This window comes from Enterobacter sp. ECC-219 (genome assembly GCF_043966805.1).
In the GTDB taxonomy this organism is placed as follows: Bacteria; Pseudomonadota; Gammaproteobacteria; order Enterobacterales; family Enterobacteriaceae; genus Enterobacter; species Enterobacter cloacae_N.
Genome location: NZ_CP143680.1, coordinates 765948 through 791087, shown reverse-complemented (window position 1 = coordinate 791087; position 25140 = coordinate 765948). Strand labels below are relative to the sequence as shown.

Annotated in this window: 28 protein-coding genes; 20 read left to right on the top strand and 8 right to left on the bottom strand. The window is 54.0% G+C overall.

The features are described 5' to 3' along the window. Window positions 1-19: 19 nt before the first annotated feature. Genes rfaD through V1603_RS03640 form a run of 6 tightly spaced genes read left to right on the top strand, consistent with a single transcriptional unit; the run spans window position 20 to window position 6208 of the window. Complete coding sequence (rfaD, locus tag V1603_RS03665; RefSeq protein ID WP_080329840.1) at window positions 20-952, top strand: ADP-glyceromanno-heptose 6-epimerase; 933 nt, start codon at window positions 20-22, stop codon at window positions 950-952. Between the two features lie 2 nt (window positions 953-954). Then, window positions 955-2001: an ADP-heptose--LPS heptosyltransferase RfaF gene (gene rfaF, locus V1603_RS03660; RefSeq protein WP_116342993.1), complete on the top strand. Its 1047-nt coding sequence runs from the start codon at window positions 955-957 to the stop codon at window positions 1999-2001. 3 nt (window positions 2002-2004) lie between these two features. Continuing rightward, window positions 2005-2988, top strand: a complete 984-nt coding sequence (gene rfaC / locus V1603_RS03655; RefSeq protein ID WP_166709688.1) for a lipopolysaccharide heptosyltransferase RfaC — start codon at window positions 2005-2007, stop codon at window positions 2986-2988. 3 nt (window positions 2989-2991) lie between these two features. Next, on the top strand, window positions 2992-4092 hold the full coding sequence (locus tag V1603_RS03650; RefSeq protein ID WP_395313513.1) for a glycosyltransferase family 9 protein: 1101 nt from the start codon (window positions 2992-2994) through the stop codon (window positions 4090-4092). A gap of 5 nt (window positions 4093-4097) precedes the next feature. After that, a complete protein-coding gene (locus V1603_RS03645) occupies window positions 4098-5006 on the top strand; it encodes a glycosyltransferase family 2 protein (RefSeq protein WP_395313512.1) in 909 nt (302 codons plus the stop codon). Next, window positions 4994-6208, top strand: a complete 1215-nt coding sequence (locus V1603_RS03640; RefSeq protein ID WP_395313511.1) for an O-antigen ligase family protein — start codon at window positions 4994-4996, stop codon at window positions 6206-6208. The genes V1603_RS03645 and V1603_RS03640 overlap by 13 nt, the downstream gene beginning before the upstream one ends. 24 nt (window positions 6209-6232) lie before the next feature. On the opposite strand, the gene V1603_RS03635 is transcribed toward V1603_RS03640, so the two are convergent. After that, window positions 6233-7189, bottom strand: coding sequence for a polysaccharide deacetylase family protein (locus tag V1603_RS03635; RefSeq protein ID WP_395313510.1), 957 nt, complete (start codon window positions 7187-7189; stop codon window positions 6233-6235). 150 nt (window positions 7190-7339) lie between these two features. Between V1603_RS03635 and rfaQ the strand changes: the two genes are divergently transcribed. From rfaQ to coaD, 7 genes are all read left to right on the top strand, one after another. Further along, on the top strand, window positions 7340-8410 hold the full coding sequence (gene rfaQ / locus V1603_RS03630) for a putative lipopolysaccharide heptosyltransferase III (protein WP_395313509.1): 1071 nt from the start codon (window positions 7340-7342) through the stop codon (window positions 8408-8410). Next, window positions 8407-9534, top strand: coding sequence for a glycosyltransferase family 4 protein (locus tag V1603_RS03625; protein ID WP_395313508.1), 1128 nt, complete (start codon window positions 8407-8409; stop codon window positions 9532-9534). Before rfaQ ends, V1603_RS03625 begins: the two co-directional genes overlap by 4 nt. Before the next feature lie 2 nt (window positions 9535-9536). Continuing rightward, window positions 9537-10637 carry a glycosyltransferase gene (locus V1603_RS03620; RefSeq protein WP_163330025.1) on the top strand — a complete coding sequence of 367 codons (1101 nt, stop codon included), beginning with the start codon at window positions 9537-9539 and terminating at the stop codon, window positions 10635-10637. Window positions 10638-10648: 11 nt separating this feature from the next. Beyond that, window positions 10649-11638 carry a glycosyltransferase gene (locus V1603_RS03615; protein WP_395313507.1) on the top strand — a complete coding sequence of 330 codons (990 nt, stop codon included), beginning with the start codon at window positions 10649-10651 and terminating at the stop codon, window positions 11636-11638. 66 nt (window positions 11639-11704) lie between these two features. Then, complete coding sequence (gene waaA / locus V1603_RS03610; protein WP_116342973.1) at window positions 11705-12979, top strand: lipid IV(A) 3-deoxy-D-manno-octulosonic acid transferase; 1275 nt, start codon at window positions 11705-11707, stop codon at window positions 12977-12979. Then, on the top strand, window positions 12979-13749 hold the full coding sequence (locus V1603_RS03605) for a glycosyltransferase family 2 protein (RefSeq protein ID WP_116342971.1): 771 nt from the start codon (window positions 12979-12981) through the stop codon (window positions 13747-13749). Before waaA ends, V1603_RS03605 begins: the two co-directional genes overlap by 1 nt. A 3-nt stretch (window positions 13750-13752) precedes the next feature. Continuing rightward, entirely contained in the window at window positions 13753-14232 is a 480-nt protein-coding gene (gene coaD, locus V1603_RS03600; protein ID WP_116342969.1) for a pantetheine-phosphate adenylyltransferase, read from the top strand. 2 nt (window positions 14233-14234) lie between these two features. On the opposite strand, the gene mutM is transcribed toward coaD, so the two are convergent. From mutM to radC, 4 genes are all read right to left on the bottom strand, one after another. Next, complete coding sequence (mutM, locus tag V1603_RS03595) at window positions 14235-15044, bottom strand: bifunctional DNA-formamidopyrimidine glycosylase/DNA-(apurinic or apyrimidinic site) lyase (RefSeq protein WP_116342967.1); 810 nt, start codon at window positions 15042-15044, stop codon at window positions 14235-14237. Between the two features lie 72 nt (window positions 15045-15116). Then, entirely contained in the window at window positions 15117-15284 is a 168-nt protein-coding gene (gene rpmG / locus V1603_RS03590; RefSeq protein ID WP_003024094.1) for a 50S ribosomal protein L33, read from the bottom strand. Window positions 15285-15306: 22 nt separating this feature from the next. Then, a complete protein-coding gene (rpmB, locus tag V1603_RS03585; RefSeq protein ID WP_002436699.1) occupies window positions 15307-15543 on the bottom strand; it encodes a 50S ribosomal protein L28 in 237 nt (78 codons plus the stop codon). A 218-nt stretch (window positions 15544-15761) separates the two neighbouring features. Further along, window positions 15762-16427, bottom strand: coding sequence for a DNA repair protein RadC (radC, locus tag V1603_RS03580; protein ID WP_116342965.1), 666 nt, complete (start codon window positions 16425-16427; stop codon window positions 15762-15764). 173 nt (window positions 16428-16600) lie between these two features. On the opposite strand from radC, the gene coaBC reads away from it, so the two are divergent. The 3 genes from coaBC to slmA all read left to right on the top strand — a co-directional run bounded on the left by coaBC (window position 16601) and on the right by slmA (window position 18966). Further along, the gene (gene coaBC / locus V1603_RS03575) at window positions 16601-17812 is read left to right on the top strand and encodes a bifunctional phosphopantothenoylcysteine decarboxylase/phosphopantothenate--cysteine ligase CoaBC (RefSeq protein WP_116343108.1); all 1212 of its coding nucleotides are present in this window, start codon (window positions 16601-16603) and stop codon (window positions 17810-17812) included. Then, on the top strand, window positions 17790-18248 hold the full coding sequence (dut, locus tag V1603_RS03570) for a dUTP diphosphatase (RefSeq protein ID WP_015570042.1): 459 nt from the start codon (window positions 17790-17792) through the stop codon (window positions 18246-18248). The genes coaBC and dut overlap by 23 nt, the downstream gene beginning before the upstream one ends. A 121-nt stretch (window positions 18249-18369) precedes the next feature. Next, window positions 18370-18966, top strand: a complete 597-nt coding sequence (gene slmA / locus V1603_RS03565) for a nucleoid occlusion factor SlmA (protein WP_028015015.1) — start codon at window positions 18370-18372, stop codon at window positions 18964-18966. Between the two features lie 41 nt (window positions 18967-19007). Here the strand turns inward: slmA and pyrE are convergent, their stop codons facing one another. After that, on the bottom strand, window positions 19008-19649 hold the full coding sequence (gene pyrE, locus V1603_RS03560) for an orotate phosphoribosyltransferase (RefSeq protein ID WP_041911672.1): 642 nt from the start codon (window positions 19647-19649) through the stop codon (window positions 19008-19010). A gap of 67 nt (window positions 19650-19716) precedes the next feature. Continuing rightward, on the bottom strand, window positions 19717-20433 hold the full coding sequence (gene rph / locus V1603_RS03555) for a ribonuclease PH (RefSeq protein WP_006812424.1): 717 nt from the start codon (window positions 20431-20433) through the stop codon (window positions 19717-19719). Between the two features lie 125 nt (window positions 20434-20558). Here rph and V1603_RS03550 point away from each other — a divergent pair, with 125 nt between their 5' ends. Both V1603_RS03550 and V1603_RS03545 read left to right on the top strand, forming a co-directional pair. Further along, window positions 20559-21422 carry a YicC/YloC family endoribonuclease gene (locus V1603_RS03550; protein WP_116342963.1) on the top strand — a complete coding sequence of 288 codons (864 nt, stop codon included), beginning with the start codon at window positions 20559-20561 and terminating at the stop codon, window positions 21420-21422. A 206-nt stretch (window positions 21423-21628) separates the two neighbouring features. Beyond that, complete coding sequence (locus V1603_RS03545; RefSeq protein WP_061096641.1) at window positions 21629-22246, top strand: trimeric intracellular cation channel family protein; 618 nt, start codon at window positions 21629-21631, stop codon at window positions 22244-22246. 2 nt (window positions 22247-22248) lie between these two features. On the opposite strand, the gene ligB is transcribed toward V1603_RS03545, so the two are convergent. Continuing rightward, on the bottom strand, window positions 22249-23919 hold the full coding sequence (gene ligB, locus V1603_RS03540) for an NAD-dependent DNA ligase LigB (protein ID WP_395313506.1): 1671 nt from the start codon (window positions 23917-23919) through the stop codon (window positions 22249-22251). Window positions 23920-24170: 251 nt separating this feature from the next. On the opposite strand from ligB, the gene gmk reads away from it, so the two are divergent. Together gmk and rpoZ are read left to right on the top strand one after the other, a co-directional pair. After that, a complete protein-coding gene (gene gmk / locus V1603_RS03535; RefSeq protein ID WP_010426438.1) occupies window positions 24171-24794 on the top strand; it encodes a guanylate kinase in 624 nt (207 codons plus the stop codon). A gap of 54 nt (window positions 24795-24848) precedes the next feature. Then, complete coding sequence (gene rpoZ / locus V1603_RS03530; RefSeq protein WP_000135058.1) at window positions 24849-25124, top strand: DNA-directed RNA polymerase subunit omega; 276 nt, start codon at window positions 24849-24851, stop codon at window positions 25122-25124. Window positions 25125-25140: the final 16 nt, after the last annotated feature.

Sequence of the window (25140 nt, the reverse complement as noted above, 5' to 3'; positions counted from 1 at the left end):
CACTTCAAAGGTTACAGTTATGATCATCGTTACCGGCGGCGCGGGCTTTATCGGCAGCAATATTATCAAGGCCCTCAATGACAAAGGCATCACCGACATCCTGGTGGTGGACAACCTGAAAGACGGCACCAAGTTCGTTAACCTGGTGGATCTGAACATCGCTGACTACATGGATAAAGAAGACTTCCTTATCCAGATTATGGCAGGTGAAGAGTTCGGCGAGATCGAAGCCATCTTCCACGAAGGTGCGTGCTCATCCACCACAGAGTGGGACGGCAAGTACATGATGGACAACAACTATCAGTACTCCAAAGAGCTTCTGCACTACTGCCTGGAGCGTGAAATTCCGTTCCTGTATGCCTCCTCGGCGGCAACCTATGGCGGTCGTACCTCGGACTTCATCGAGTCGCGCGAGTACGAGCAGCCGCTGAACGTCTACGGCTACTCCAAGTTCCTCTTCGACGAGTACGTGCGTCAGATCCTGCCTGAAGCGAACTCCCAGATCGTCGGCTTCCGCTACTTCAACGTCTACGGACCGCGCGAAGGCCACAAAGGCAGCATGGCGAGCGTGGCGTTCCACCTGAATACCCAGCTGAATAACGGCGAAAGCCCGAAACTGTTTGAAGGCAGCGACGGCTTCAAGCGCGACTTCGTTTACGTGGGCGACGTGGCAGCCGTGAACCTGTGGTTCTGGGAAAACGGCGTGTCCGGCATCTTCAACCTGGGCACAGGCCGCGCGGAATCCTTCCAGGCAGTGGCTGACGCGACGCTGGCGTACCACAAAAAAGGCAGCATCGAGTACATTCCGTTCCCGGACAAGCTGAAAGGCCGCTATCAGGCGTTCACGCAGGCTGACCTGACCAACCTGCGCGCCGCAGGCTACGACAAGCCGTTCAAGACCGTTGCCGAAGGCGTAACGGAATATATGGCCTGGCTGAACCGCGACGCATAAGTATGAAGATTCTGGTGATCGGCCCGTCCTGGGTGGGCGACATGATGATGTCGCAAAGTCTTTATCGCACGCTCAAGGCGCGTTATCCCCAGGCGATAATCGACGTGATGGCACCTGCATGGTGCCGTCCGCTGCTATCGCGCATGCCGGAAGTGAACGAGGCGATCCCGATGCCGCTTGGCCACGGGGCGCTGGAAATCGGCGAGCGCCGCAAACTCGGCCACAGCCTGCGCGAGAAGCGCTACGATCGCGCGTACGTGCTGCCAAACTCCTTCAAATCCGCCCTGGTGCCTTTCTTTGCGGGTATCCCGCACCGTACCGGCTGGCGAGGTGAAATGCGCTACGGCCTGCTGAACGACGCCCGGGTGCTGGATAAAGAGGCCTGGCCGCTGATGGTGGAGCGCTACGTGGCGCTGGCCTACGACAAAGGCGTGATGCGCAGCGCGAAAGACCTGCCGCAGCCGCTGCTGTGGCCGCAGCTTCAGGTTAACGACGGGGAGAAATCCCACACCTGCAACGCGTTTGGCATTTCGTCTGAACGCCCGATGATTGGCTTCTGCCCTGGCGCGGAATTTGGTCCGGCAAAGCGCTGGCCGCACTACCACTACGCCGAACTGGCGAAACAGCTGATCGACGAAGGCTACCAGATTGTGCTGTTTGGCTCGGCGAAGGACCACGAGGCGGGCAACGAAATACTCGCCACGCTGAGCAATGAACAACAGGCCTGGTGCCGCAACCTGGCTGGAGAAACGCAGCTCGAGCAGGCGGTTATCCTGATTGCCGCCTGTAAGGCCGTGGTCAGCAATGACTCTGGCCTGATGCACGTCGCCGCCGCACTGGACCGTCCGCTGGTCGCGCTGTATGGCCCAAGCAGCCCGGACTTCACCCCGCCCTTGTCGCACAAAGCGCGCGTCATCCGCCTGATCACTGGCTACCACAAGGTACGCAAGGGCGATGCCGCAGAAGGCTACCATCAGAGCCTGATCGATATTACCCCGCAGCGCGTTCTCGAAGAGCTCAACGAACTGCTGTTGAGCGAAGAAGGATAACGGATGCGGGTATTGATCGTTAAAACCTCCTCAATGGGCGATGTTCTGCATACGCTGCCGTCGCTGACGGACGCTATGCGGGCCATCCCCGGCATCCGTTTTGACTGGGTGGTGGAAGAAGGCTTCGCGCAGATCCCCACCTGGCATGAAGCGGTTGACCGCGTGATCCCGGTCGCGATTCGCCGCTGGCGCAAAGCGTGGTTCTCCGCGCCGATTAAAGCCGAGCGTAAAGCCTTCCGTGAAACGGTGCAGGCGCAGCGCTACGACGCAATCATCGACGCCCAGGGGCTGGTGAAAAGCGCCGCGCTGGTCACGCGTCTGGCGCACGGCGTAAAGCACGGCATGGACTGGCACACCGCCCGCGAACCGCTGGCGAGCCTGTTCTATAACCGCCGCCACCACATCGCAAAACAGCAGCACGCCGTGGAACGCACCCGCGAGCTGTTCGCAAAAAGCCTCGGCTATGCGAAACCGGAAACCCAGGGCGACTATGCCATTGCACAGCACTTTTTGCGCAATACAGATCCCTGTGCTCAGCCTTATCTTGTCTTCCTGCATGCCACAACGCGTGACGATAAGCACTGGCCGGAAACGCACTGGCGAAGGCTGATTGAACTAATGCAACCCTCCGGTATCCATATTAAACTCCCGTGGGGCGCTGAGCATGAACGGCAGCGTGCGGAGCGTCTGGCTGCAGGCTTTACCCACGTTGAGGTTTTACCCAAACTCACGCTGGCGCAGGTTGCCGCAGAGCTGGCAGGCGCTAACGCCGTTGTTTCCGTGGATACGGGTTTAAGCCATTTAACCGCGGCGCTGGATCGTCCAAATATCACCCTTTTTGGCCCGACTGATCCCGGCCTGATCGGGGGCTATGGCAAAAACCAGCATCAGATGGTCAGCCCGACTCAGCAAACGAAGGATATCAGCGCAGATGCGATTTTTTCATTTTTACAGGGCAGCCGTTGGCTTTCCAACAGGGATATTTAACCCATGAGTTACGTATTTCTGCTGATTTTACTCTTTCCGGTGAAGCTTCTCCGGAAGCTGTTTCGCAAGGAGACAGGTAAAAACCTGGTCATTCAAACAGCTAAAATCGGCGATTTTGTTAATGCAACGCCCCTCCTGGCCTGGCTGCAAAAAAGCGACGTGCTGATCAGTCGCAGCGTTGGCGCGCTGGCGAAGCATGATGAGACGATCGACGAGATTTTTTTTATCGAGCAGCAAAAGCGTAACCTGTGGCGAAAGCTTCGCTTTGCCTGCAGGATTATGAACCGCTATGACAACGTATACCTGTTGCAGCCTAACAGCGTGAATCTCTTTTTCGCCTCCGTATGCAATGCCAAAAACAAACAATTTTTAAGCACTTATACGCGCAGGTGGTATCACGGGATTTTCTATGCAACGGCCGATGGTACGGTTAAGCACGAAAAGAAGACGCTGTCCGTCACGAACTATCTTAAGCTGGCGGATCGTGCGCTGACCTGGCGAGATTCGCCAAAGCACGCCACAAAGCCACTTTTTAAACCCGCGACTTATCCGGCGATCCTTGATAAACCGGGCGCGATCCGCATTGGCATCAGTATCGCCGCCGGGAATAAGGCGAAAACCGTTCCGCCGGTTATCTGGAAGCAAATTGCCGATCGTCTCGCCGACCTGCCCTGCGAGTTTTATGTCTTTGGCGCCCCGAATGAACAGTCGTGGATGGACGACATCATCCGCGCTTATGGTGAACTGCCCAACTTTATTAATCTGATTGGCAAGCTCTCGCTGGAAGAGCTTCCGTGGGCCATTTCTAAAATGGATTGCTATATCGCGTCCGACTCGGGGAATGTCTATATCGCCGATGCGGTGGGTGTGCCGGTCGTCTTACTGTTCGGACCGTGCTGCCACTATGAGCAACGCCCGCTTGGCAACGTGTTGCTGATTGGTAATGATGACAACATTTGCTCGTATGTTTTTGAAACACGATATTACTTCTCACAAAGCCGGGAAGAACTCTTCGCGGTAACAGACGAATCGCTGGACGAACTCAAACATTTCATTTGCGGACTGCCAACAGCAAATTCTGCCCTTGATGCGCAGGGAAACTAATTATTATGGCTTTTCTCAGCATCATTATTGCCGCACACAACGCTGAAGACACGCTTCACGCCACGCTGGAAAGCCTGCAAAACGCGATTGAGAATGCAGGCGATGAAGTCGAAGTCATTATCTTTAATGACAGTTCCGGTGATTCCACACAGGATATTATTGAGACGTGGTTGCCAAAGCTTCCGCATGCGCAATCCCATTACGTTGAGTACCGTAACGTAGGGCATGTTCGAAATAGCGCAGTCTCGCTGGCGTCGGGCGAATACATCACGATGCTGGATAGCGACGATCTGTTGAAGCCGGGTAGCGTCCGGGATGCCGTCGCCTTCCTGAAAGCAGAGCGTCCTGATATGTTGCTGACGCGCCTGCTGGAAATTCGCGATATGCGGAAAATTACCTCCGCCTGGCAGGGATTCACCCCCGTCTCATTGTCGCAAAGTGATGCAATAAAGCGTTTCTTACAACACAAAGATTTTCAGGCGCACCTCATCGGGCAATTCGTACACCGCAGGCTGTACGCAACCAACCCGATCCCTTCTATGGTCTGCTATGAAGATTTCGCGGTATTTCCCGGCATGCTGATGCAATCGCGTAAAATCGTCTATCAGCGCCAGGGGCACTATTATTACATCAAACGCAGCGGCAGTTTGTCGAGCCGTCTTGACGCCAGTAAAATCGCTACGCTGGTTGAATGCACATTACAGATGGAAAAAACATTCCCGCCATCATTTAAGCATCTTGTTAATTGCCACTGGTTTGATATTTACAGTAATCACCGGCAACACCTGACCGACCTGCAGCTCAAACTGGTTAAGCAGCGGGTGAATGCACTTTATTCTTTCTCTTTTTTCTTCTCCAGAGATGTACGTTTCAGCTACAAAAAAAGGGTTATTGAGGCATTATGGAAAAAGTAAAACTGCGGCTCTATCAGCTGGCACTGATTTTGAGCCTCATTTCGCTGGCGCTGTCGCTGCTGAGCTCAGGTAAACAACGAGAATTTTTCTACATCGCGGTTTATGCCAGCATTATCGGTTTAGCTTGCGAATATAAAAAAATTACGCTGCGTCCCTTTTCTATCGCGCTACCCATTTTGCTGATTGGGCTACTCAATTTTGTCTGGTATATGGTGTATGAATATCATAGCGAAGGTTTAAACGCTTATAGCGATTATCTTGGTGCCAGTAAGAAGCTGATTTTAGCGAGTATTCTCGTTTTCTATCTTGATCGGTTTAAGTCTTACATTGATAAAGCATCCTTTCAGAAATATTTCTTATACGCCTCTGGCGCGGGGTTTGTACTTGCCACTGGCTATGGCTTATGGCAGGCATCGCAAGGTATGGGGCGTATCGAGATGGCCATAAATCGTGCGACCGTATCAGCCTATGTTTACTCTGTACTGTCACTGGCGTTTGTATACAGCCTTTACCTGCAAAAAAATATAAAGCTGTATGTTGCTGCAGGGCTCATCGTATTAATATCTTATTTCGTCATTCTTTTAACAGGTACCCGTGCCGCAATGGGGCTGTATTTGCTTCTGGCGATTGTGCTCACACTCTACCACTTCAGAAGAATTCACCTAAAATCAACGCTGATTTTTTTATGTATTGTGGCGGGTATTATTATCGTTAGCTACAAGCCATTGATTTCGCCAAAGATAGTTCAAACGCAGATAGAAGTGGAAAGCTACCAGCAGGGACATGACGCAACGTCACTCGGAGCGCGTTTTTCCATGTGGACAATTGGTATTCAGAACGGACTTGCACACCCGCTGGGGCAGTCAGTCGAAGACCGCGAAGTATGGACACAGCAATATGTGCAACATGGGCATCCACATCTTGCTACCGCACTCGAGTATATCAGGGTGCATTTACACAATGAGTTTATTGAAAAATACTCTCTGCAGGGGCTGCCAGGTCTGGCGATATTACTCTTTTTCTTCGTTTCGATGATCGCTTACGCACTTAAAAACCGAAATGGTTTGCTGCTGTCAACGATGCTTCTTTTATTACTCTATGGCCTGACGGACGTCATTCTATTGAGCTCAGAAGCCTTAATATTCTTTGTAACCGTGTTTGCCCTGAGCACTCCGTTCTCGCAAACCAGACCAAGTCAATAAGTGATAATGCCCGCCTCGCGGGCATTATTTTTTCTTGTATTGATAAAACTCCGCCAGCGTCATCCCCACCGTTTTATCGGATAGCCAGCTAAAAAGCGCTTCTAAATCCTGATATAACCCTTCGATCGCCGCCTCATCTTTAAACGTGGGGCTTCCGCCAGGCATAAATTCAGAAGAGTGAAGCATAAACTCCACGTAGTCATTTCCCTGAGACAAGCATTGCTGCGCGACCTGAATCATCTGCGGCGCATTTCCACCCGTCGGTCGTAGCCAGTTCACGGAGGGAGAACGGTATTTCCCGCGAAGACGATCGTACCCCTGTTTGATCGTGTTCAACCAGGCCGGATGTTTATACTGAATGCTCATCGGCACTTCCAGTAATGGGCTATTGCCCGCCCGGGAAAGAGTATCTAAATCCATAAAATAGGCGTGGTCGGGGAAATGCTGATAGTCCGTTCCGCCATTACCCTGCGGGGCACCTTTCGCGTTGCGCCAGTTCACGCGCGGCGTCACGGAGCAATCAACCTGGTAGCCCAGTTCAACGAGCAATTTTGCATAGCGGCTATCAAATGCCCAGCGCCCGGCGCGGTGGCTCAGCATTTTGGTCTGGAATGTCTCTTCCAGCAGACGGGTCATGAACAGCACTTTCTCACGCATCACCTCGTCTGAAAATTCAATCAGATACGGCTGCCAGCGCCAGTCATCTCCCGTGAGATCGTGCTCAGGCGGGCTATTCCATGCGTGAAGGTGCATTCCCACCTCCCCCTGCCTGCGAGCAATCACGTCCCTGGCGAACTCAATGAAAACGGGCTCGATTGCCATCTCATAGTTTGTCAGCCATACGGGCTTAAAACCAAAACGTTCACAAAGGGTCTGAAAGCGGGCCAGATAGCGCGCGTTTTCCGTTTTAATGACGTGGTGATTCTGCCAGAGATTATCGCCCTCAGTATCAATCGTGATGATAAACGCTGGTTTTTTCATAATGAGTCCGCATGACAGGGAAGTTAGCGCTATGTTACGCACTCACCAAAGCCTGAGTAAAGCCTCCCTGGGAAATTCCTGAGATTATGGAGAAAGAGTGCAAGTCGCTACCAGGTCTATTAGAATTGCCAACAGTACAACGCCGATAAGATGATGATGAATAACTTACCTGACACGCCTGATTTGCGCATTTTACTGATCAAACTCCGCCATCATGGCGATATGTTATTGACCACTCCCGTCATTGATTCGTTACGTCAAAAATGGCCGCAGGCGCAAATTGACGTGCTGTTGTATGAAGAAACGCGCGATATGCTCGCCGCCCATCCGGCGATTGGCACTATTTATGGAATCGATCGTAAATGGAAGCAGCTGGGCACGCTGAAGCACCTCCAAAAGGAGTGGCAATTGCTCTGCGCGTTACGAAAGCAACATTATCATCTGGTGATTAATCTTGCCGATCAGTGGCGTAGCGCTATCGTGACCCGCTTCACCGGTGCGCCGGTTCGCCTCGGATTTGCCTTTAACAAACGCAACAATCCATTCTGGCGTTTCTGCCATAGCGAATTAGTCTCTGTTGCAAACCACAAATCCCTGCACACCGTCGAACAAAATCTCTCCATTCTGTCGCCATTACAGGTCGCGCCTAAGCCAGCGGTTACCATGGCCTACAGCGCAGAAGACTGGCACCACGCCCGCCAGCAGCTGGTGCAAAAAGGAGTGGGCGATAACTACATCGTCATCCAGCCGACGTCACGCTGGTTCTTCAAATGCTGGGATGAGAGCAAAATGGCGCAAACCATCACCGCGCTGCAGCAGGATGGGCATACCGTCGTCCTCACGGCCGGGCCGGATAAAAAAGAGCTGGCGATGATCGATCGCATTCTCGCCGCCTCACCGAAGACGGGGGTCGTCTCGCTGGCGGGACAGCTAACGTTGCGCCAGCTGGCCTCGCTTATCGATCACGCGTGTCTTTTTATTGGCGTTGACTCCGTTCCGATGCATATGGCCGCCGCGCTGCAGACGCCCTGCGTGGCGCTGTTTGGCCCTTCCAAACTGACGTTTTGGTCTCCATGGCAAGTCAACGGTGAAGTCATCTGGGCGGGCGACTACGGCCCCCTTCCCGATCCCGACGCCATTGATACCAAAACGAAAGAACGTTATCTCGACGCCATTCCTGCTGATGCTGTCGTCTCCGCTGCAAGGAGATATCTGTCATGAAACACCATCGCCTGGCGATTGTTCGCCAAAAGTATCGCCCTGATGGCGGGGCGGAGCGCTTCGTTTCACGTGCTCTCACCGCGCTGAGCAACCAGAATCTTGAACTCAACGTCATTACGCGTGAATGGCAGGGCGAAAAGCAGGACGACTGGCATATCCATATTTGCGACCCGCGTAAATGGGGCCGCATCAGCCGCGAACGCGGTTTTGCCCATGCCGCCCGCGCGCTGTGGCAACAACAGCAGTTTGATATTGTGCAAAGCCATGAGCGTATCCCGGGCTGCGATATCTACCGCGCTGGCGATGGCGTCCATCGCCGCTGGCTGCTGCAGCGTGCGCGCATTCTGCCCGCCTGGCGCGCGCAGATGCTGATGTTCGATCGCTATCACCGCTACGTGATGCAAACCGAACGAGAAATGTACCAGGCCCCAGAGCTGAAGGCGGTTATCTGTAATGCGGAGATGATCAAACGCGAAATCGTCGAAGACTTTGATATTGACGCAAAAAAAATACATGTGATTTATAATTCAATTGATTCCAGCCGCTTCATTCCAGCCCAGGAAGCACAGCGAGCCGCGCTGCGTCAGCAATTTGGTTTACCAGCCGATGCCGTGGTGTTCTGTTTTGTAGGGTCGGGATTTGAACGAAAAGGATTGGCCAGCGCCATACGCGCTATCGCAGGAACCCCAGCCTGGCTGATTGTGGTTGGACAGGATAAAGCAGAACATCGTTATCGTGACCTCGCCCGCTCATTAGGCTGCGAAGGGCAAATCCGTTTCCTGGGGATGCAGAAAGAAACTCTGCCTTTTTATCAGCTATCCGATGGTTTACTGTTGCCAACGCTGTATGATCCGTTTCCGAACGTCATTCTTGAAGCGATGGCCTGCGGCTTGCCCGTCATTACTTCAGAGAGCTGCGGTGGCGCTGAATTTATTCAGCAAGGCCAGAACGGATTTTATTGTGACGCCCTGGATATCGACACATTGAAGGAGGCAATTGCAGCCACCCCTTCTCTGGGAAAAAATAACACGATGGGGCAAGCGGCACGTGAACGCGTAAAAAGCGCCACCCCCGAAAAACTGTCAAGTCAGCTTATTTCGCTTTATCAAAAATTACTGGATTAAAAATGCGTATCCTAATGATTATTGATGGTTTACCCGGTGGGGGAGCTGAAAAAACAGTTCTTACACTTTCCAGCGGATTAATGGAAATGGGACATCAGGTCTCCCTTTTCTCTCTGCGGAAAGTGTGTGATTACGCCATCCCGGAAGGCATTGATTATCAGGTGGTTCAGGATACCTGCAAAAAACCGTGGCGAAAGCTGACGGAGATCCCACGCCGCGCCCGCCTGCTGGATCAGGCAATTGAGCGGGCTGAGCGCAGCGGAAAATTTGACGTTGTGTTCTCTCATCTGCACAAAACGGATCGCATTGTGGCGCACTGCCGCGCGCTGGAACGTGATAAAGTCTGGTTCTGCGTGCATGGCATGTTCTCGTTCTCTTATCTCCGCCACCGCAGCGGGCTTTCGCGCTGGTTTAAGCATCTTAAAATTCGTCATACCTACGAAAACCGAAACGTTGTCGCCGTCTCAGGCGCCGTGTTGAAAGATCTTTCCGAGACGCTGGCTCTCAAACTCCGGCGTAAAGCGGTTATCCATAATCCTTTTGATATCCCTGAGATTCAGCGTCTGGCGGATGCCCCCTTCGAGATGCAAGGAAAGGATTACATCATCCATGTTGGCCGCTTCCATGAACACAAACGCCACGACCGCCTTTTACGCGCGTTCGCACAGAGTCAGCTTGACACTACGCTTGTCATGATGGGCAATGGCTCCGAAGCCAAAATTCAAAAACTTAAGCAGCTTGCCCGCGATTTGGGTATTGAAAACAAAACGGTTTTCCGTCCGTTCGACGCTAACCCCTACCCCTGGATAAAAGGTGCACGCCTCTTAGTGTTAAGCTCTGACTGCGAAGGTTTTGGTAATGTGCTGGTGGAATCCATTATCTGCCAGACGCCACCGGTCAGTACCAATTGTCCGGGTGGCCCCGCAGAAATTCTCACCGGCGCCTTAGCGCGCGGGCTGGCAGAGTTAAATGACGCGTCACTGGCAAAAACCCTGGTAGATATTTATACCGCCCCGCCGGTCGTTGGCGATGCAACGATTGCATCGTTCGGTATCAATGCCATCTGCCAGCAGTACATTGCTTTGGTCGACAATCAAAAATAATCAGGTTTCTTATGCAAAATTCAGCGCCAATGTTAAGCGTGGTGGTTGCCGTTTATAACGGCGAAGCTTTTCTGGATCAGTTCTTTACCTGCCTTGTGAATCAACGCATCGACAGCATGGAAGTCATCATTGTCAATGACGGCTCGACTGACCGCTCGATGCAGATCGTCGAAAGCTGGCGTGAAAAACTGCCGCAGATACAGGTGATTGAACAGCATAACCAGGGTGTTTCCATCGCGCGTAATACCGGCCTGGCCGTTGCAACCGGTCAGTATCTCTCTTTCCCGGATATTGATGACGTCTTCAAACCTGGCATGTACCAGCGTCTGCTGGATATGGCCGTTACGCAGGATCTGGATGTCGCCACCTGCAACGGCAACTATGTCTGGGAAAATGACAGGAAACCTTCTCGCCCTATCTTCCCTAAGGATAAACTCGCCTCGACGGGCGTCATGACGGGCCCGGCATGGCTGAAGATGGCGCTGGATTCACGTAAGTTCCTGCACGTGACCTGGCTTAATATTTATCGCCACGATTTTATTCGTAAACACCGTTTCCATTTCGAACCCGGCCTGCGCCATCAGGATATCCCGTGGACCACCGAGGTGCTGCTTGCCGCAGAGCGCGTTCAGTACACCAGCGAACGCTTTTATGACTACTACATTCACTCTGCCTCGGTATCGCACACGCCGGATAATGACGACACGCTGATTCGCTCCGCGCGCCATTACATGAAAATCCTGCAGATGCTTGATGCCATTAACCAGCGTTACCCGGATAAAGTGAAAAATATCCCCGCCTGCTACTGGCAAATCGCCAAAGAGGGGTTGGGAATCATTCATACCTTCGACAACATGAAGGATGAGACAAAGAAGACAATGATTATCAAAGAGTTCTTCGACACCGGGATCTGGAAGCTTATCTGGAAAAGTGCCAAAAGCCCGCGTTTGCGCTGGCGCCTGGGCCGACGCTACTTCCGTTTAAAACGGTATCTGGCATAAGAGATAGCTTTACCTGGCTTAAATGCTTAGAATTTGCCCGCCGAAACTAAAAAGACGGATAATCGCTTGGAATTGTTGTATACCGCCCTGCTCTATATCATTCAGCCACTGGTGTGGCTGAGACTGTTGCTTCGTAGCCGTAAAGCGCCTGCGTATCGTAAACGCTGGGCTGAACGCTATGGCTTTTGCCGCAATAAAGTCGCGCCGGACGGTATTTTGCTGCATTCCGTTTCTGTTGGTGAAACGCTGGCGGCGATCCCGCTGGTTCGCGCTCTGCGCCATCGCTACCCGTCTCTGCCAATTACCGTCACCACCATGACGCCAACCGGCTCAGAGCGCGCGTTATCCGCGTTTGGTAAAGACGTTCATCACGTCTACCTCCCTTACGATCTGCCCTGCGCCATGAATCGTTTCCTGAACACCGTTCGCCCGAAGCTGGTGATCGTGATGGAAACCGAGCTGTGGCCGAACATGATTTCCGCTCTGCACGCCCGTAAAATTCCGCTGGTGATTGCCAACGCGCGCCTGTCAGAGCGCTCGGCGAAAGGCTACGGCAAGCTGGGTAAATTTATGCGCCGCCTGCTGAGCAAAATCACGCTGATTGCTGCGCAGAATGAAGAAGACGCGGCACGCTTTATCTCTCTGGGCCTGAAGCGCAACCAGCTTGCCGTAACCGGCAGCCTGAAATTCGATATTTCCGTTACCCCTGAACTGGCCGCCCGCGCCATCACGCTGCGTCGCCAGTGGGCTCCGCGTCGTCAGGTCTGGATTGCCACCAGTACTCATGAGGGTGAAGAGGCAATTATCCTGCAGGCGCACCGCAAGCTGCTGGAAAAATTCCCTGATTTACTGCTGATCCTCGTGCCTCGTCATCCGGAACGTTTTAAAGATGCCCGCGAAATGGTGCAGAAAGGCGGCTTCAGCTTCACTCTGCGCAGCAGCGGAGAGATCCCTTCCGGCAGTACCCAGGTGGTGATTGGCGATACGATGGGCGAACTGATGCTGCTCTACGGCATTGCTGACCTCGCCTTTGTTGGCGGAAGCCTGGTGGAACGCGGAGGCCATAACCCGCTGGAGCCGGCAGCCCACGCCATTCCTGTGCTGATGGGGCCACACACGTTTAACTTCAAAGATATCTGCGCGAAATTACAGCAGGCCGATGGTTTAATTACCGTGACCGATGCGGACTCGGTCGTCAAAGAGGTATCGACCCTTCTGACGGACGAAGATTACCGCCTGTGGTACGGTCGCCACGCCGTTGAAGTGCTGCACCAGAATCAGGGCGCACTCACCCGTCTGCTGCAGCTTCTGCAACCTTATTTGCCTCAGCGGAGCCACTAATGTCTACGCGTCTGTCGGTCGTCATGATCGCCAAAAACGCCGCCGACCTGCTTCCGGACTGCCTGGCCTCCGTCGCCTGGGCTGACGAGATCGTCATTCTCGACTCCGGAAGCACGGACAACACGGTGGACGTTGCCCGGGCAGCGGGCGCAAAAGTCTTTACCAATACTGACTGGCAAGGCTATGGCATCCAGCGCCAGCGCGCGCAGGGGTATGCCACCGGTGATTACGTGTTGATGCTCGATACCGACGAACGCATCACGCCGGAGCTTCAGCAGGCCATCCAGGCGGTGCTTTCCTCGCCCAAGCCTGGCGCCGTATACAGCATCGCCCGCCGCAACTACTTCCTTGGCCGCTTCATGCGCCACAGCGGCTGGTATCCTGACCGCGTGATGCGCCTCTACGAGCGCGAGCGCTATCAGTACAACGACAATCTGGTCCATGAATCCCTGACCTGCGACAGCGCCCAGGTCATCCCCCTGACGGGCGATTTGCTGCACCTGACCTGCCGTGATTTCGCCAGCTTCCAGCAAAAGCAGCTCAACTATGCCACCGCGTGGGCACAGGAGCGTCACCAGCGCGGCAAGAAGGCCTCGCTGACGGGTATCTTCACCCACACGCTGGGTGCGTTTCTGAAAACGCTGCTGCTGCGTGGTGGCGTGCTGGACGGTAAGCAGGGCTGGTTACTCGCGGTAGTGAATGCCCAGTATACTTTCAACAAATACACCGAGCTGTGGGCGCTCTGCCGCGGCTACTCAGAGAAAACGTGAGCCATGAGCACAAAAGCGATTTATCCGGGTACCTTCGATCCGATCACCAACGGTCATCTTGATATCATCACCCGTGCGGCATGCATGTTCGACAAGGTGATCCTGGCCATTGCCGCCAGCCCCAGCAAAAAGCCGATGTTTGACCTCAACGAGCGCGTAAAGCTCGCCACCGATGCCATTTCGCACCTGCCGAATGTTGAGGTGGTCGGGTTTAGCGACCTGATGGCGAACTTCGCCCGCGCCCAGCAGGCCAATATTCTGATCCGTGGCCTGCGCGCGGTGGCAGACTTCGAGTATGAGATGCAGCTGGCGCACATGAACCGCCACCTGATGCCGGAGCTGGAAAGCGTATTCCTGATGCCATCAAAAGAGTGGTCGTTTATCTCGTCCACGCTGGTGAAAGAGGTGGCGCGCCATCACGGGGACGTTACCCATTTCCTGCCGGATAACGTCCACCAGGCGCTGATGGACAAGCTAAAGTAGCGCTATTTCTGGCACTGACGGCAGTAGAACGTGGCTCGCTGGGCGTGCTTTGCGGCAGCGATCGGCGTCCCGCATACCCGGCATGGCTCACCTTTACGGCCATACACCTGCAGCTCCTGGGCAAAATAGCCCGGTTTACCGTCGCTTTGCAGGAAGTCCTTCAGCGTGGTCCCGCCCTGCTCAATCGAGCGCAGTAATACGGCTTTAATGACCCGAACCAGCAGCTCACACTCCTGCGCCGACAGCGATGAGGCCAGCCGATCGGGATGGATCCCGGCCGCGAACAGCGATTCACTGGCGTAAATATTCCCCACGCCGACCACCAGCTTGTTATCCATCAGCCAGGGCTTGATCGGAGCCTTCTTCTTCGCACACTTCTCTTTCAGGTAGTCCGCGTTGAACGCGTCTGAAAGCGGCTCAGGGCCCAGATGCGCCAGCACGTTGTGTCCTTCCAGCTCCTTTGTCCACAGCCACGCGCCAAAACGCCTGGGATCGGTGTAACGGAGCACTTTGCCGTTGCTCATGACCAGATCGACGTGGTCGTGCTTTTCCGCAGGCAGTTCTTCGGTCAGGATGCGCAGGCTCCCGGACATCCCCAGATGGATAATAATCCAGCCGTCAGGCAGCTCCAGCAGCAGGTATTTCGCGCGGCGCTGCACGCTAAGGACGGGTTTGTCGCTTAACGCGTGGATCTCATCGGACACCGGCCAGCGCAGACGTCCATTACGAACGACAGCATGAAGAATAGTCGCGCCGACCAGATGGGGCTCAATGCCGCGACGGCTGGTTTCTACCTCAGGTAATTCAGGCATGGTTCCTCCGTTGAGATGCAGAATGCAAAAAACCCCGCAGTTGCGGGGTTTTTCAATACAAGGAGGCTAAAATTATTTGATTTTAGCTTCTTTGTACAGTACGTGCTGGCGTACAACTGGATCGAATTTTTTCAGTTCCAGTTTTTCCGGCTTAGTACGTTTGTTCTTCGTGGTGGTGTAGAAGTGACCTGTACCAGCAGAAGAAACCAGCTTGATTTTCTCGCGAATACCTTTAGCCATGATTTATTTCCTCTTTAAGTACTTAGTACTTTTCGCCACGGGCACGCAGTTCAGACAGAACTGTATCGATGCCTTTCTTATCGATTACACGCATACCTTTAGCAGATACGCGCAGGGTGACAAAACGCTTCTCGCTCTCAACCCAGAAACGGTGAGAGTGCAGGTTCGGCAGGAAACGGCGTTTAGTCGCGTTCAGTGCGTGGGAACGGTTGTTACCGGTCACCGGACGCTTGCCAGTAACTTGGCAGACTCGGGACATGTCTATTCTCCAAAAATCAAATTAGCTCGAGCTTCGTATGGGGTATCGGCGCCTCGTCAGGCTTTACAGCCCGGTCATCGCGTAGTTCTAAGTGAACTCTCGATTGCCAGGCCCAAATGCCAAACCCGAGATTCTCAAAGGTGGCGTAGTATACGCTGACTCGGCGGTGTGCTCAAGTCCCGAACAGACAAAGATCCCGATGGATCGCCAGAAATAGCCTAAATCCAGCCATGTTCTGCAAAAGAAATGTACTCTCCGCGGCCAATTATCAGATGGTCCAGCACACGAATGTCCATGAATTGACAGCATTTGATAATGCGCTCGGTGATTTCTTTGTCCGCTCTGCTCGGTTCTGCACAGCCAGAGGGGTGATTATGCGCGAGGATCACGCCTGCTGCATTCACTTTTATCGCTTCGCGCACAATTTCACGCGGATGCACCTCAACGTGGCTCAGTGTACCTGAAAAAAGGCGGGTATGCTTAAGCACCCGGTTTCGGTTGTCGAGAAAGATCACCATAAAGATCTCCCGCTCCAGACCGGATAGCTGGCTTTGCAGAAATTCGCGGGTCATGTCAGGGGTAAGGATCGGATCTTGCTCCTCCATCTGCACGTTATAAAATCGCCGGGCAAGTTCAGCAATACCCCGTAACTGGGCATATTTCGCGACGCCAATGCCTTCTACGTGCGCAAACTCCTCCAGTTCGGCGGTCAGCAAACCATACAGTGAACCAAAATGGTCTATCAGATTTCTCGCCAGCGTAAATACCGTTTTTCCCTTCGTACCTGTACGTAAAAAGAGCGCCAGCAGTTCGTCGTCTTTTAATAACGTGACGCCATGACGCAGCATTTTTTCGCGCGGTAGCAGCAGTTCAGTCTCTTCCATGCCCGGCCTCCCTCTGTTTGCCATTATGCTGCCACAGGCAAATCCGGGGCTCGACGCTGAGGTTTCGTTCTTGCGTAGCGCCTCGCAAAGTGAATAAAGGACTTCATCACCCCGTATTTGGGATTGTGATAAAATGCCCGCTCTCTGGTGAAACCCAACAGGAAAGAATCATGATGAGCCTGGCCGGTAAAAAAATCGTTCTTGGCGTGAGCGGCGGTATTGCTGCCTATAAAGCGCCGGAGCTGGTGCGTCGTCTGCGCGAGCGCGGGGCGGACGTGCGGGTCGCGATAACCGAAGGCGGTAAAGCCTTTATCACCCCTCTGAGCCTGCAGGCGGTTTCAGGATACCCGGTATCTGACAGCCTGCTCGATCCGGCCGCCGAAGCCGCGATGGGGCATATTGAGCTTGGAAAATGGGCCGATCTGGTGATTCTTGCCCCAGCCACGGCGGATTTGATTGCCCGCGTGGCGGCCGGTATGGCGAACGATCTGGTTTCGACCATTTGCCTCGCGACGCCTGCACCTGTCGCCGTTGTGCCAGCCATGAACCAGCAGATGTACCGCAACGCCGCCACCCAGCATAATCTGGAGACGCTGGCCTCGCGCGGCCTGCTTATCTGGGGCCCGGACAGTGGCAGCCAGGCCTGCGGCGACGTTGGCCCAGGGCGTATGCTCGACCCGTTGACGATTGTAGATATGGCTGCCGCCCATTTCTCACCTGTCAACGATCTGCAACATCTCAACATCATGATTACTGCGGGTCCCACGCGCGAGCCGTTGGACCCGGTGCGCTACATCACCAACCACAGCTCCGGCAAGATGGGCTTTGCAATTGCTGCCGCAGCGGCAAAACGCGGTGCTAACGTCACGCTGGTCAGCGGCCCGGTCTCGTTACCTACGCCACCTTTTGTGCAGCGCATTAATGTCACTACCGCGCAGGAGATGGAAGCCGCCGTGCAGGCTCATGCGCAACATCAGCAGATTTTTATCGGCTGTGCGGCCGTGGCAGACTATCGTGCCGAGACCATCGCCGAATCTAAAATCAAAAAGCAAGGTGATGAATTAACACTGAAAATGGTGAAAAACCCGGACATTGTTGCTGGGGTCGCCGCACTAAAAAACCATCGTCCTTACGTTGTTGGATTTGCCGCAGAAACGAATAATGTGGAAGAATATGCCCGGCAAAAACGTACCCGCAAAAACCTCGATTTAATTTGCGCGAACGACGTATCGCTGGCCACGCAAGGATTTAATAGCGACAGCAACGCACTGCACCTTTTCTGGCAGGATGGAGATAAAATCTTACCGCTTGAGCGCAAGGAACTCCTGGGCCAACAATTACTGGACGAGATCGTTACCCGTTATGATGAAAAAAATCGACGTTAAGATTCTGGACCCGCGTGTTGGCGAGCAATTCCCGCTGCCAACCTATGCCACCTCCGGCTCTGCCGGACTTGACCTGCGCGCCTGTCTCGATGACGCCGTAGAACTGGCTCCCGGTGCCACTACCCTGATCCCGACTGGGCTGGCGATCCACATTGCTGACCCGTCTCTGGCGGCAGTGATCCTTCCGCGCTCTGGTCTGGGCCATAAGCACGGCGTTGTGCTGGGTAACCTGGTCGGCCTGATCGACTCCGACTACCAGGGTCAACTGATGGTATCCGTCTGGAACCGTGGCCAGGACAGCTTCACCATTGAACCGGGCGAGCGTATCGCGCAGATGGTTTTTGTACCGGTGGTTCAGGCAGAATTTAACCTGGTGGCAGACTTTGATGCCACCGACCGTGGCGAAGGCGGCTTCGGCCATTCCGGGCGCAAATAACCGCCCGACACACACGTATCTCGCAGCGCCATAACGCAATAACAAACCGCAAACGTCAGTTTGCGGTCGCTGTGTGGATGCCAGCCTGGCAAGTGCTTATTTTTCAGGGGTATTTTGTAACATGGCAGAAAAACAAACCGCGAAAAGGAATCGTCGCGAAGAAATACTTCAATCTCTGGCTCTGATGCTTGAATCCAGCGATGGCAGTCAACGCATCACCACCGCTAAACTGGCCGCCTCTGTGGGCGTGTCTGAAGCGGCGCTGTATCGTCATTTCCCCAGCAAAACAAAAATGTTCGACAGCCTGATCGAGTTTATTGAAGACAGTCTGATCACACGCATTAACCTGATTTTGAAAGACGAAAAAGACACCACCGCGCGTCTGCGTCTGATTGTGCTGTTAATTCTGGGCTTTGGGGAACGCAATCCGGGTTTAACCCGTATCCTGACCGGCCACGCGCTGATGTTTGAGCAGGACAGGCTACAGGGCCGCATCAATCAGCTTTTTGAGCGTATTGAAGCGCAGCTGCGACAGGTGCTGCGCGAGAAGAAAATGCGTGAAGGTGAAGGATACAATACGGATGAGACATTGCTGGCAAGCCAGATCCTGGCGTTTTGTGAAGGCATGCTCTCCCGCTTTGTGCGCAGTGAATTCAAATACCGACCAACGGACGATTTTGACGCCCGCTGGCCGTTAGTAGCAGCACAACTGCAGTAGCACCGCAGGCCCGGTAAGCGTAGCGCCGCCGGGCAATTCAATTACACGCCAAACTCTTCGCGATATGCCCGCACCGCTGCCAGGTGATCCGCCATCTCTGGCTTCTCTTCCAGATACGCAATCAGGTCTTTCAGGGTGATGATAGAGGTCACTTTGCAGCTGTAATCACGCTCTACTTCCTGGATAGCAGAGATATCGCCGCGACCACGCTCCTGACGATCCAGAGAAATAAGCACGCCAGCAAGCGTCGCACCGTTGGCCTGGATAATCTCCATAGATTCACGGATCGCAGTGCCTGCGGTGATCACGTCGTCCACCAGCATCACGCGGCCCTGCAGCGCGCTGCCTACAAGATTACCGCCTTCACCGTGGGTTTTGGCCTCTTTGCGGTTAAAGCAGTACGGCACGTCGCGGTCGTGATGTTCCGCCAGCGCGACTGCTGTGGTGGTCGCAATTGGAATGCCTTTGTAGGCCGGGCCAAACAGCAAGTCAAAATCAATCCCGGAATCCACCAGCGCTTCGGCATAGAAACGGCCTAACAGGGCCAGATCGCGCCCGGTATTAAACAGCCCGGCGTTGAAGAAATAGGGGCTCTTACGCCCGGATTTCAGCGTAAATTCGCCAAACTTAAGTACCTGTTTATTAATAGCAAACTCAATAAACTGGCGCTGATACGATTTCATGGATTCGCTCCTTTGGTTTTTCTGTCTTACAGGCAAAAAAAAGGCGACTCACTGGTCGCCTTTAAAATCAATTTTCTAACGCCGCTTTCTGCGTCGTTACAATGGATTCGATCCCCCCTCGGGCCAACGCCAGCAGGGAGAGAAGTTCTTCATGGGTGAACGGCTCGCCTTCCGCCGTGCCCTGCACCTCAATGATGCGGCCATCTTCGGTCATCACCACGTTCATGTCGGTCTCGGCGGCGGAATCTTCAACGTATTCCAGATCGCAAAGCGCTTCGCCGTTAACGATCCCCACGGAAACCGCCGCGACCATCCCTTTCATTGGGTTGGTTTTCAGCTTACCGGCTGCAACCAGCTTGTTCAGGGCATCCGCCAGCGCTACGCAGGCACCGGTAATGGACGCGGTACGCGTGCCGCCATCTGCCTGAATTACGTCGCAGTCCAGCGTAATAGTGAATTCACCGAGAGTTTTCAGGTCAACGGCAGCGCGCAGCGCACGTGCGATCAGACGCTGAATCTCCATGGTACGGCCGCCCTGCTTACCCTTTGCCGCTTCACGGGCATTACGAGTGTGCGTTGCGCGTGGCAGCATACCGTATTCGGCGGTGATCCAGCCCTGACCCTGGCCTTTCAGGAAGCGCGGAACCCCTTCTTCGATGGATGCGGTGCACAGCACTTTGGTGTCACCAAACTCAACCAGCACGGAGCCTTCAGCGTGTTTTGTATAGTTACGGGTCAGGGTGACGGGACGCACCTGATTGGCGCTACGACCTGATGGACGCATGATGGATTCTCCGGCTTGAAACGAATGTGGCTGCGCATTATACGGATAAAGGACGCTTATTCCTATCCTGAGAAGCCCCCGAAAGCTATAATCCCCCCATCTCTCCTTTAAAAACGGGAATGTCTATGATCCGCAGTATGACCGCCTACGCCCGGCGTGAAATCAAGGGTAGCTGGGGTAGCGCTACCTGGGAAATGCGTTCGGTAAACCAGCGCTATCTGGAAACATATTTCCGTATGCCGGAACAGTTCCGCAGCCTTGAACCTGTGGTGCGCGAGCGTATCCGTACGCGTCTGACCCGCGGGAAAGTGGAATGCAACCTGCGCTTTGAGCCAGATGCCAGCGCGCAGGGCGAACTTATCCTCAACGAAAAGCTGGCGAAACAGCTCGTGAATGCGGCGAACTGGGTCAAAATGCAGAGCGATGAAGGCGAAATCAACCCGGTTGATATTCTGCGCTGGCCTGGGGTCATGGCCGCCGGTGAGCAGGATCTGGATGCCATTGCCGCTGAAATTCTGGCAGCCCTCGACGGCACACTAGACGATTTTATCGTTGCCCGAGAAACCGAAGGCCAGGCGCTAAAAGCGATGATTGAGCAACGTCTTGAAGGCGTGAGCACCGAAGTAGCCAAAGTCCGCACCCACATGCCAGAAGTGCTGCAATGGCAGCGCGAACGACTTGTCGCTAAGCTGGAAGAAGCGGAAGTTCAGCTGGAAAACACCCGTCTGGAACAAGAGCTGGTGCTGATGGCGCAGCGCGTTGACGTGGCCGAAGAGCTGGATCGTCTGGAAGCGCACGTGAAAGAGACCTACAACATACTGAAGAAGAAGGAAGCTGTAGGCCGCCGTCTGGACTTTATGATGCAGGAGTTCAACCGCGAGTCGAATACTCTGGCGTCTAAGTCTATCAATGCTGAAGTGACCAACTCAGCAATTGAACTGAAGGTTCTGATTGAGCAGATGCGCGAGCAGATCCAGAATATTGAGTAATCCCTTTTTGGGTGGTATCGGCTGATGCCACCCATTATTATTTCTAATTCGAATTTTCAGACCTTTTCCAATTCACCTGCCAATAATCAACCATATTCAGCATGTATTGATTAGATTTTATAGGTGAAATCCAATCGCCTTAGAAAATCTCAATCGTGATCTTGCGCACAAATCGCTAACCTTCCCGCGTTCACACCGGAGGGTATATGCTGCTTCACATTCTTTATCTCATTGGTATCACCGCAGAAGCCATGACTGGCGCTCTCGCCGCCGGGCGTCGCCGGATGGACACCTTCGGCGTGATCATTATTGCTACTGCAACCGCGCTGGGCGGCGGTTCCGTGCGCGATATCCTGCTTGGTCACTACCCGCTTGGCTGGGTGAAGCATCCTGAGTACGTGATTATCGTCGCAACGGCTGCCGTATTAACCACCATAGTGGCACCCGTTATGCCCCATCTGCGCCGCCTGTTCCTGGTGCTTGATGCGCTGGGGCTGATCGTTTTTTCAATCATCGGCGCGCAAATCGCGCTCGATATGGGGGAAGGTCCGGTTATCGCTACCATCGCGGCCGTGGTCACGGGGGTATTCGGCGGCGTGCTGCGCGATATGTTCTGCAAGCGCATTCCTCTGGTCTTTCAAAAAGAGCTGTATGCCGGCATCTCCTTCGCCGCAGCGGTGCTCTACATTGCCCTGCAGCATTACGTTTCAAACCACGACGTGGTGGTCATCTCCACGCTGCTGTTTGGCTTTACGGCCCGCATGCTGGCGCTGCGTCTGAAGCTCGGGCTGCCTGTGTTTCACTATAAGCATGGCGCTCACTAATCTCAGAACCCGTTGATGTGCTGTTCAGCGAGCCACTTCGCCAGCACATCAATCTCTGGCGCGTGCAGCCAGCTAACGATTTGCCGCGCCTTCTCCTCTCCCGTTCCCGGCAGGGCCTGCCATGCCTTTGCGCTGCGCTCGCTCATCTTCTGCCAGGACACCTCCCCTGAAGCCTTCAGCGACGCCAGCGGTAACGGAACACCCAGAGCCATAATCCAGCGGATGAAAGGCTGCTCGCGCACCTGATTAAAGCGGTGCCAGAGCGCGAGCCCGCGCGCTGCGGAAAACCCCGGCGTCGACTGCAGCTGTTCCTGCGTTAATAGCAGCCATGAAAAGAGATGTTCAAAATGATGTGCCTGCCAGAGCATCCGCCAGCCTGACTCACCTAATCCTTCAATGTTGAATACCTGCTTTGAACTGAGCCACGTCAGCCGGGCAAAGAACTGTTCCATACACTCCGGCGAGGCATAAAAGCAGCTAAGGGAGTGATAACGCGGGGCCGGTGGTTCTGGTTTTTGTCTGTCCGTTCCTCGCCAGACCACCTTATCAAACCGGGGGATACCCTGCCCGGCCAGACTTACCTGAACCTGATCGCCCGGGGCAATATCCAGCCTCTGCCAGCGCCCAACCGAACCCAGGCTCACTCGCTGCACCTGTTTATCGTCCAGTTGGACAGGCTCCAGTGCCGCCACGACAGAAATTTTGCCCGTGCGCCCCACGGAAAAATGAATATTCCTGACCTCAGCGACCTGTGCCGCAGGCGAATATTTCCACGCGATGACCCAATTGCCTTCGTCAGGCAGCCAGCGCTCCCCTGAAGGAGACTCCGCAGACCGAACCACTATGCCATCCGTGGCAAAGGGTAATGCCGTGTTTTGCCAGGCCAAACGCTGTTTTTCAACAGCATCAACAGTCTGTACGGGCAGCGTATAGCGCGCCGTCAGGGAAAAACCTGCGCTGGACAGCTCAGAAAGCCTGTTTTCCATTCCCTTCGGTCCATCCGGCCAGGCCCAGATAAATATTCCCGTCTGGTTCAGAAGCGCGTTGTCCTTTTGTCGCATCATCGCGCCCGCCACTTTTGCACGTGCATTCATTCCGCCCATCTGCCGCTGGACGTGGTTTTCGCGTAGCCAGAAAAGCTCCCCCTGTAAGACGCTGTTTGCCAGCACGCCGGATACCTCCTTAGGCACGGACGGAATCAAACGCACGCGTGCCGTCCAGTCCTCGCCTTTTAGCCCATTACCACGGCTGATCGCCCGGGCTAGCTTTCCGTTGCGATACACAAGCGTCACTGCCACGCCGTCGACTTTTGGCTGCATCCAGAGATTTTTCCGGCCGTGCATCCACTGGCTCAGCGCTTCTTTGCTGGCTGCTTTACGTACCCCCGTATGGGCAACAGGATGTTTTACGCTTCCCGTCAGCGCGGGGAGTTTCTCTTCTGAAATCTCACTGCCAAAACAGCGCTGCCACTGCGTTAACCGCCCGTGAAGCTGGTCGTACACGTCGTCGTTTACATCGCTCGCCCCCTGCTTCCAGTAGGCATCATCCCAGCGTTTTATCTGCGCGCTTAACGACGCAATCTCTTTCTCTGCTTTTGCCTGCGACCACACCGGACACACCGCCGCGCCATAGCCACACCACAACACCAGTAATCCGCTTATCCATCGCCACATTGCTACCCCTCCTTTGCGTTGCAGGAGGTATAACCTGCCGATCAAAACAACGCTAACGGCAACCTTTCGCTTTACGAGGCGCTATCCAGGGTTTCTTTTTATTTCTGCAAACCGCGGGTAAAACCTGAAAACGGCACGCAAAATTCAATAATCCAGGGGAAAAAGTGTGACAAAGGCTACGTCACGGTGCGCCGACGTGTATAATAAGCCCGTATGTAGGACTTCTTCGTTAACACATACAAAAGACTCTCATGGCTCAAGGCACGCTTTATATTGTTTCTGCCCCTAGTGGCGCGGGTAAATCCAGCCTTATTCAGGCACTGTTAAAAACCCAACCGTTGTACGACACACAGGTTTCTGTTTCTCACACCACGCGAGCGCCGCGTCCGGGTGAAGTGCACGGTGAACACTATTTCTTTGTGGATCACGACGAGTTCAGAGCGATGATCGGCAGAGACGCGTTTCTTGAACACGCAGAAGTGTTTGGAAACTACTACGGCACCTCACGTGAAACCATTGAGCAGGTTCTGGCGACGGGCGTGAATGTGTTCCTCGACATCGACTGGCAGGGCGCACAGCAAATTCGTAAGAAAATGCCTGACTCGCGCAGTATCTTTATTTTACCGCCGTCGAAAGATGAGCTGGATCGCCGCCTGCGTGGCCGCGGTCAGGACAGCGAAGAAGTCATCGCAAAGCGTATGGAACAGGCAGTTGCAGAAATGAGCCATTACGCGGAATATGATTACCTTATTGTGAATGATGATTTTGATGCCGCGCTGAGCGATCTCAAAACCATTCTTCGCGCAGAACGACTGCGTATGAGCCGCCAGAAGCAGCGACATGACGCATTAATCACCAAACTGTTGGCAGACTGAACCCACTTTCAGTATCATGCCCAGTCATTTCTTCACCTGTGGAGCATTTTAAGTATGGCACGCGTAACTGTTCAGGACGCTGTAGAGAAAATTGGTAACCGTTTTGACCTGGTGCTGGTCGCCGCGCGTCGCGCTCGTCAGATGCAGGTAGGCGGTAAAGATCCGCTGGTACCGGAAGAAAACGATAAAACCACCGTTATTGCACTTCGCGAAATCGAAGAAGGTCTGATTAACAACCAGATCCTCGACGTACGTGAGCGCCAGGAGCAGCAAGAGCAGGAAGCCGCAGAACTGCAGGCCGTAACCGCCATTGCTGAAGGTCGTCGTTAATTAAACCTGCGGGTCG

What these genes read in the sequence shown, in the direction of transcription:
- rfaD (WP_080329840.1), top strand. Translation starts at nt 20, where the DNA reads ATGATCATCGTTACCGGCGGCGCGGGCTTTATCGGCAGCAATATTATC.
- rfaF (WP_116342993.1), top strand. Translation starts at nt 955, where the DNA reads ATGAAGATTCTGGTGATCGGCCCGTCCTGGGTGGGCGACATGATGATG.
- rfaC (WP_166709688.1), top strand. Translation starts at nt 2,005, where the DNA reads ATGCGGGTATTGATCGTTAAAACCTCCTCAATGGGCGATGTTCTGCAT.
- V1603_RS03650 (WP_395313513.1), top strand. Translation starts at nt 2,992, where the DNA reads ATGAGTTACGTATTTCTGCTGATTTTACTCTTTCCGGTGAAGCTTCTC.
- V1603_RS03645 (WP_395313512.1), top strand. Translation starts at nt 4,098, where the DNA reads ATGGCTTTTCTCAGCATCATTATTGCCGCACACAACGCTGAAGACACG.
- V1603_RS03640 (WP_395313511.1), top strand. Translation starts at nt 4,994, where the DNA reads ATGGAAAAAGTAAAACTGCGGCTCTATCAGCTGGCACTGATTTTGAGC.
- V1603_RS03635 (WP_395313510.1), bottom strand. Translation starts at nt 7,189, where the DNA reads ATGAAAAAACCAGCGTTTATCATCACGATTGATACTGAGGGCGATAAT.
- rfaQ (WP_395313509.1), top strand. Translation starts at nt 7,340, where the DNA reads ATGATGATGAATAACTTACCTGACACGCCTGATTTGCGCATTTTACTG.
- V1603_RS03625 (WP_395313508.1), top strand. Translation starts at nt 8,407, where the DNA reads ATGAAACACCATCGCCTGGCGATTGTTCGCCAAAAGTATCGCCCTGAT.
- V1603_RS03620 (WP_163330025.1), top strand. Translation starts at nt 9,537, where the DNA reads ATGCGTATCCTAATGATTATTGATGGTTTACCCGGTGGGGGAGCTGAA.
- V1603_RS03615 (WP_395313507.1), top strand. Translation starts at nt 10,649, where the DNA reads ATGCAAAATTCAGCGCCAATGTTAAGCGTGGTGGTTGCCGTTTATAAC.
- V1603_RS03605 (WP_116342971.1), top strand. Translation starts at nt 12,979, where the DNA reads ATGTCTACGCGTCTGTCGGTCGTCATGATCGCCAAAAACGCCGCCGAC.
- coaD (WP_116342969.1), top strand. Translation starts at nt 13,753, where the DNA reads ATGAGCACAAAAGCGATTTATCCGGGTACCTTCGATCCGATCACCAAC.
- mutM (WP_116342967.1), bottom strand. Translation starts at nt 15,044, where the DNA reads ATGCCTGAATTACCTGAGGTAGAAACCAGCCGTCGCGGCATTGAGCCC.
- rpmG (WP_003024094.1), bottom strand. Translation starts at nt 15,284, where the DNA reads ATGGCTAAAGGTATTCGCGAGAAAATCAAGCTGGTTTCTTCTGCTGGT.
- rpmB (WP_002436699.1), bottom strand. Translation starts at nt 15,543, where the DNA reads ATGTCCCGAGTCTGCCAAGTTACTGGCAAGCGTCCGGTGACCGGTAAC.
- radC (WP_116342965.1), bottom strand. Translation starts at nt 16,427, where the DNA reads ATGGAAGAGACTGAACTGCTGCTACCGCGCGAAAAAATGCTGCGTCAT.
- coaBC (WP_116343108.1), top strand. Translation starts at nt 16,601, where the DNA reads ATGAGCCTGGCCGGTAAAAAAATCGTTCTTGGCGTGAGCGGCGGTATT.
- dut (WP_015570042.1), top strand. Translation starts at nt 17,790, where the DNA reads ATGATGAAAAAAATCGACGTTAAGATTCTGGACCCGCGTGTTGGCGAG.
- slmA (WP_028015015.1), top strand. Translation starts at nt 18,370, where the DNA reads ATGGCAGAAAAACAAACCGCGAAAAGGAATCGTCGCGAAGAAATACTT.
- pyrE (WP_041911672.1), bottom strand. Translation starts at nt 19,649, where the DNA reads ATGAAATCGTATCAGCGCCAGTTTATTGAGTTTGCTATTAATAAACAG.
- rph (WP_006812424.1), bottom strand. Translation starts at nt 20,433, where the DNA reads ATGCGTCCATCAGGTCGTAGCGCCAATCAGGTGCGTCCCGTCACCCTG.
- V1603_RS03550 (WP_116342963.1), top strand. Translation starts at nt 20,559, where the DNA reads ATGATCCGCAGTATGACCGCCTACGCCCGGCGTGAAATCAAGGGTAGC.
- V1603_RS03545 (WP_061096641.1), top strand. Translation starts at nt 21,629, where the DNA reads ATGCTGCTTCACATTCTTTATCTCATTGGTATCACCGCAGAAGCCATG.
- ligB (WP_395313506.1), bottom strand. Translation starts at nt 23,919, where the DNA reads ATGTGGCGATGGATAAGCGGATTACTGGTGTTGTGGTGTGGCTATGGC.
- gmk (WP_010426438.1), top strand. Translation starts at nt 24,171, where the DNA reads ATGGCTCAAGGCACGCTTTATATTGTTTCTGCCCCTAGTGGCGCGGGT.
- rpoZ (WP_000135058.1), top strand. Translation starts at nt 24,849, where the DNA reads ATGGCACGCGTAACTGTTCAGGACGCTGTAGAGAAAATTGGTAACCGT.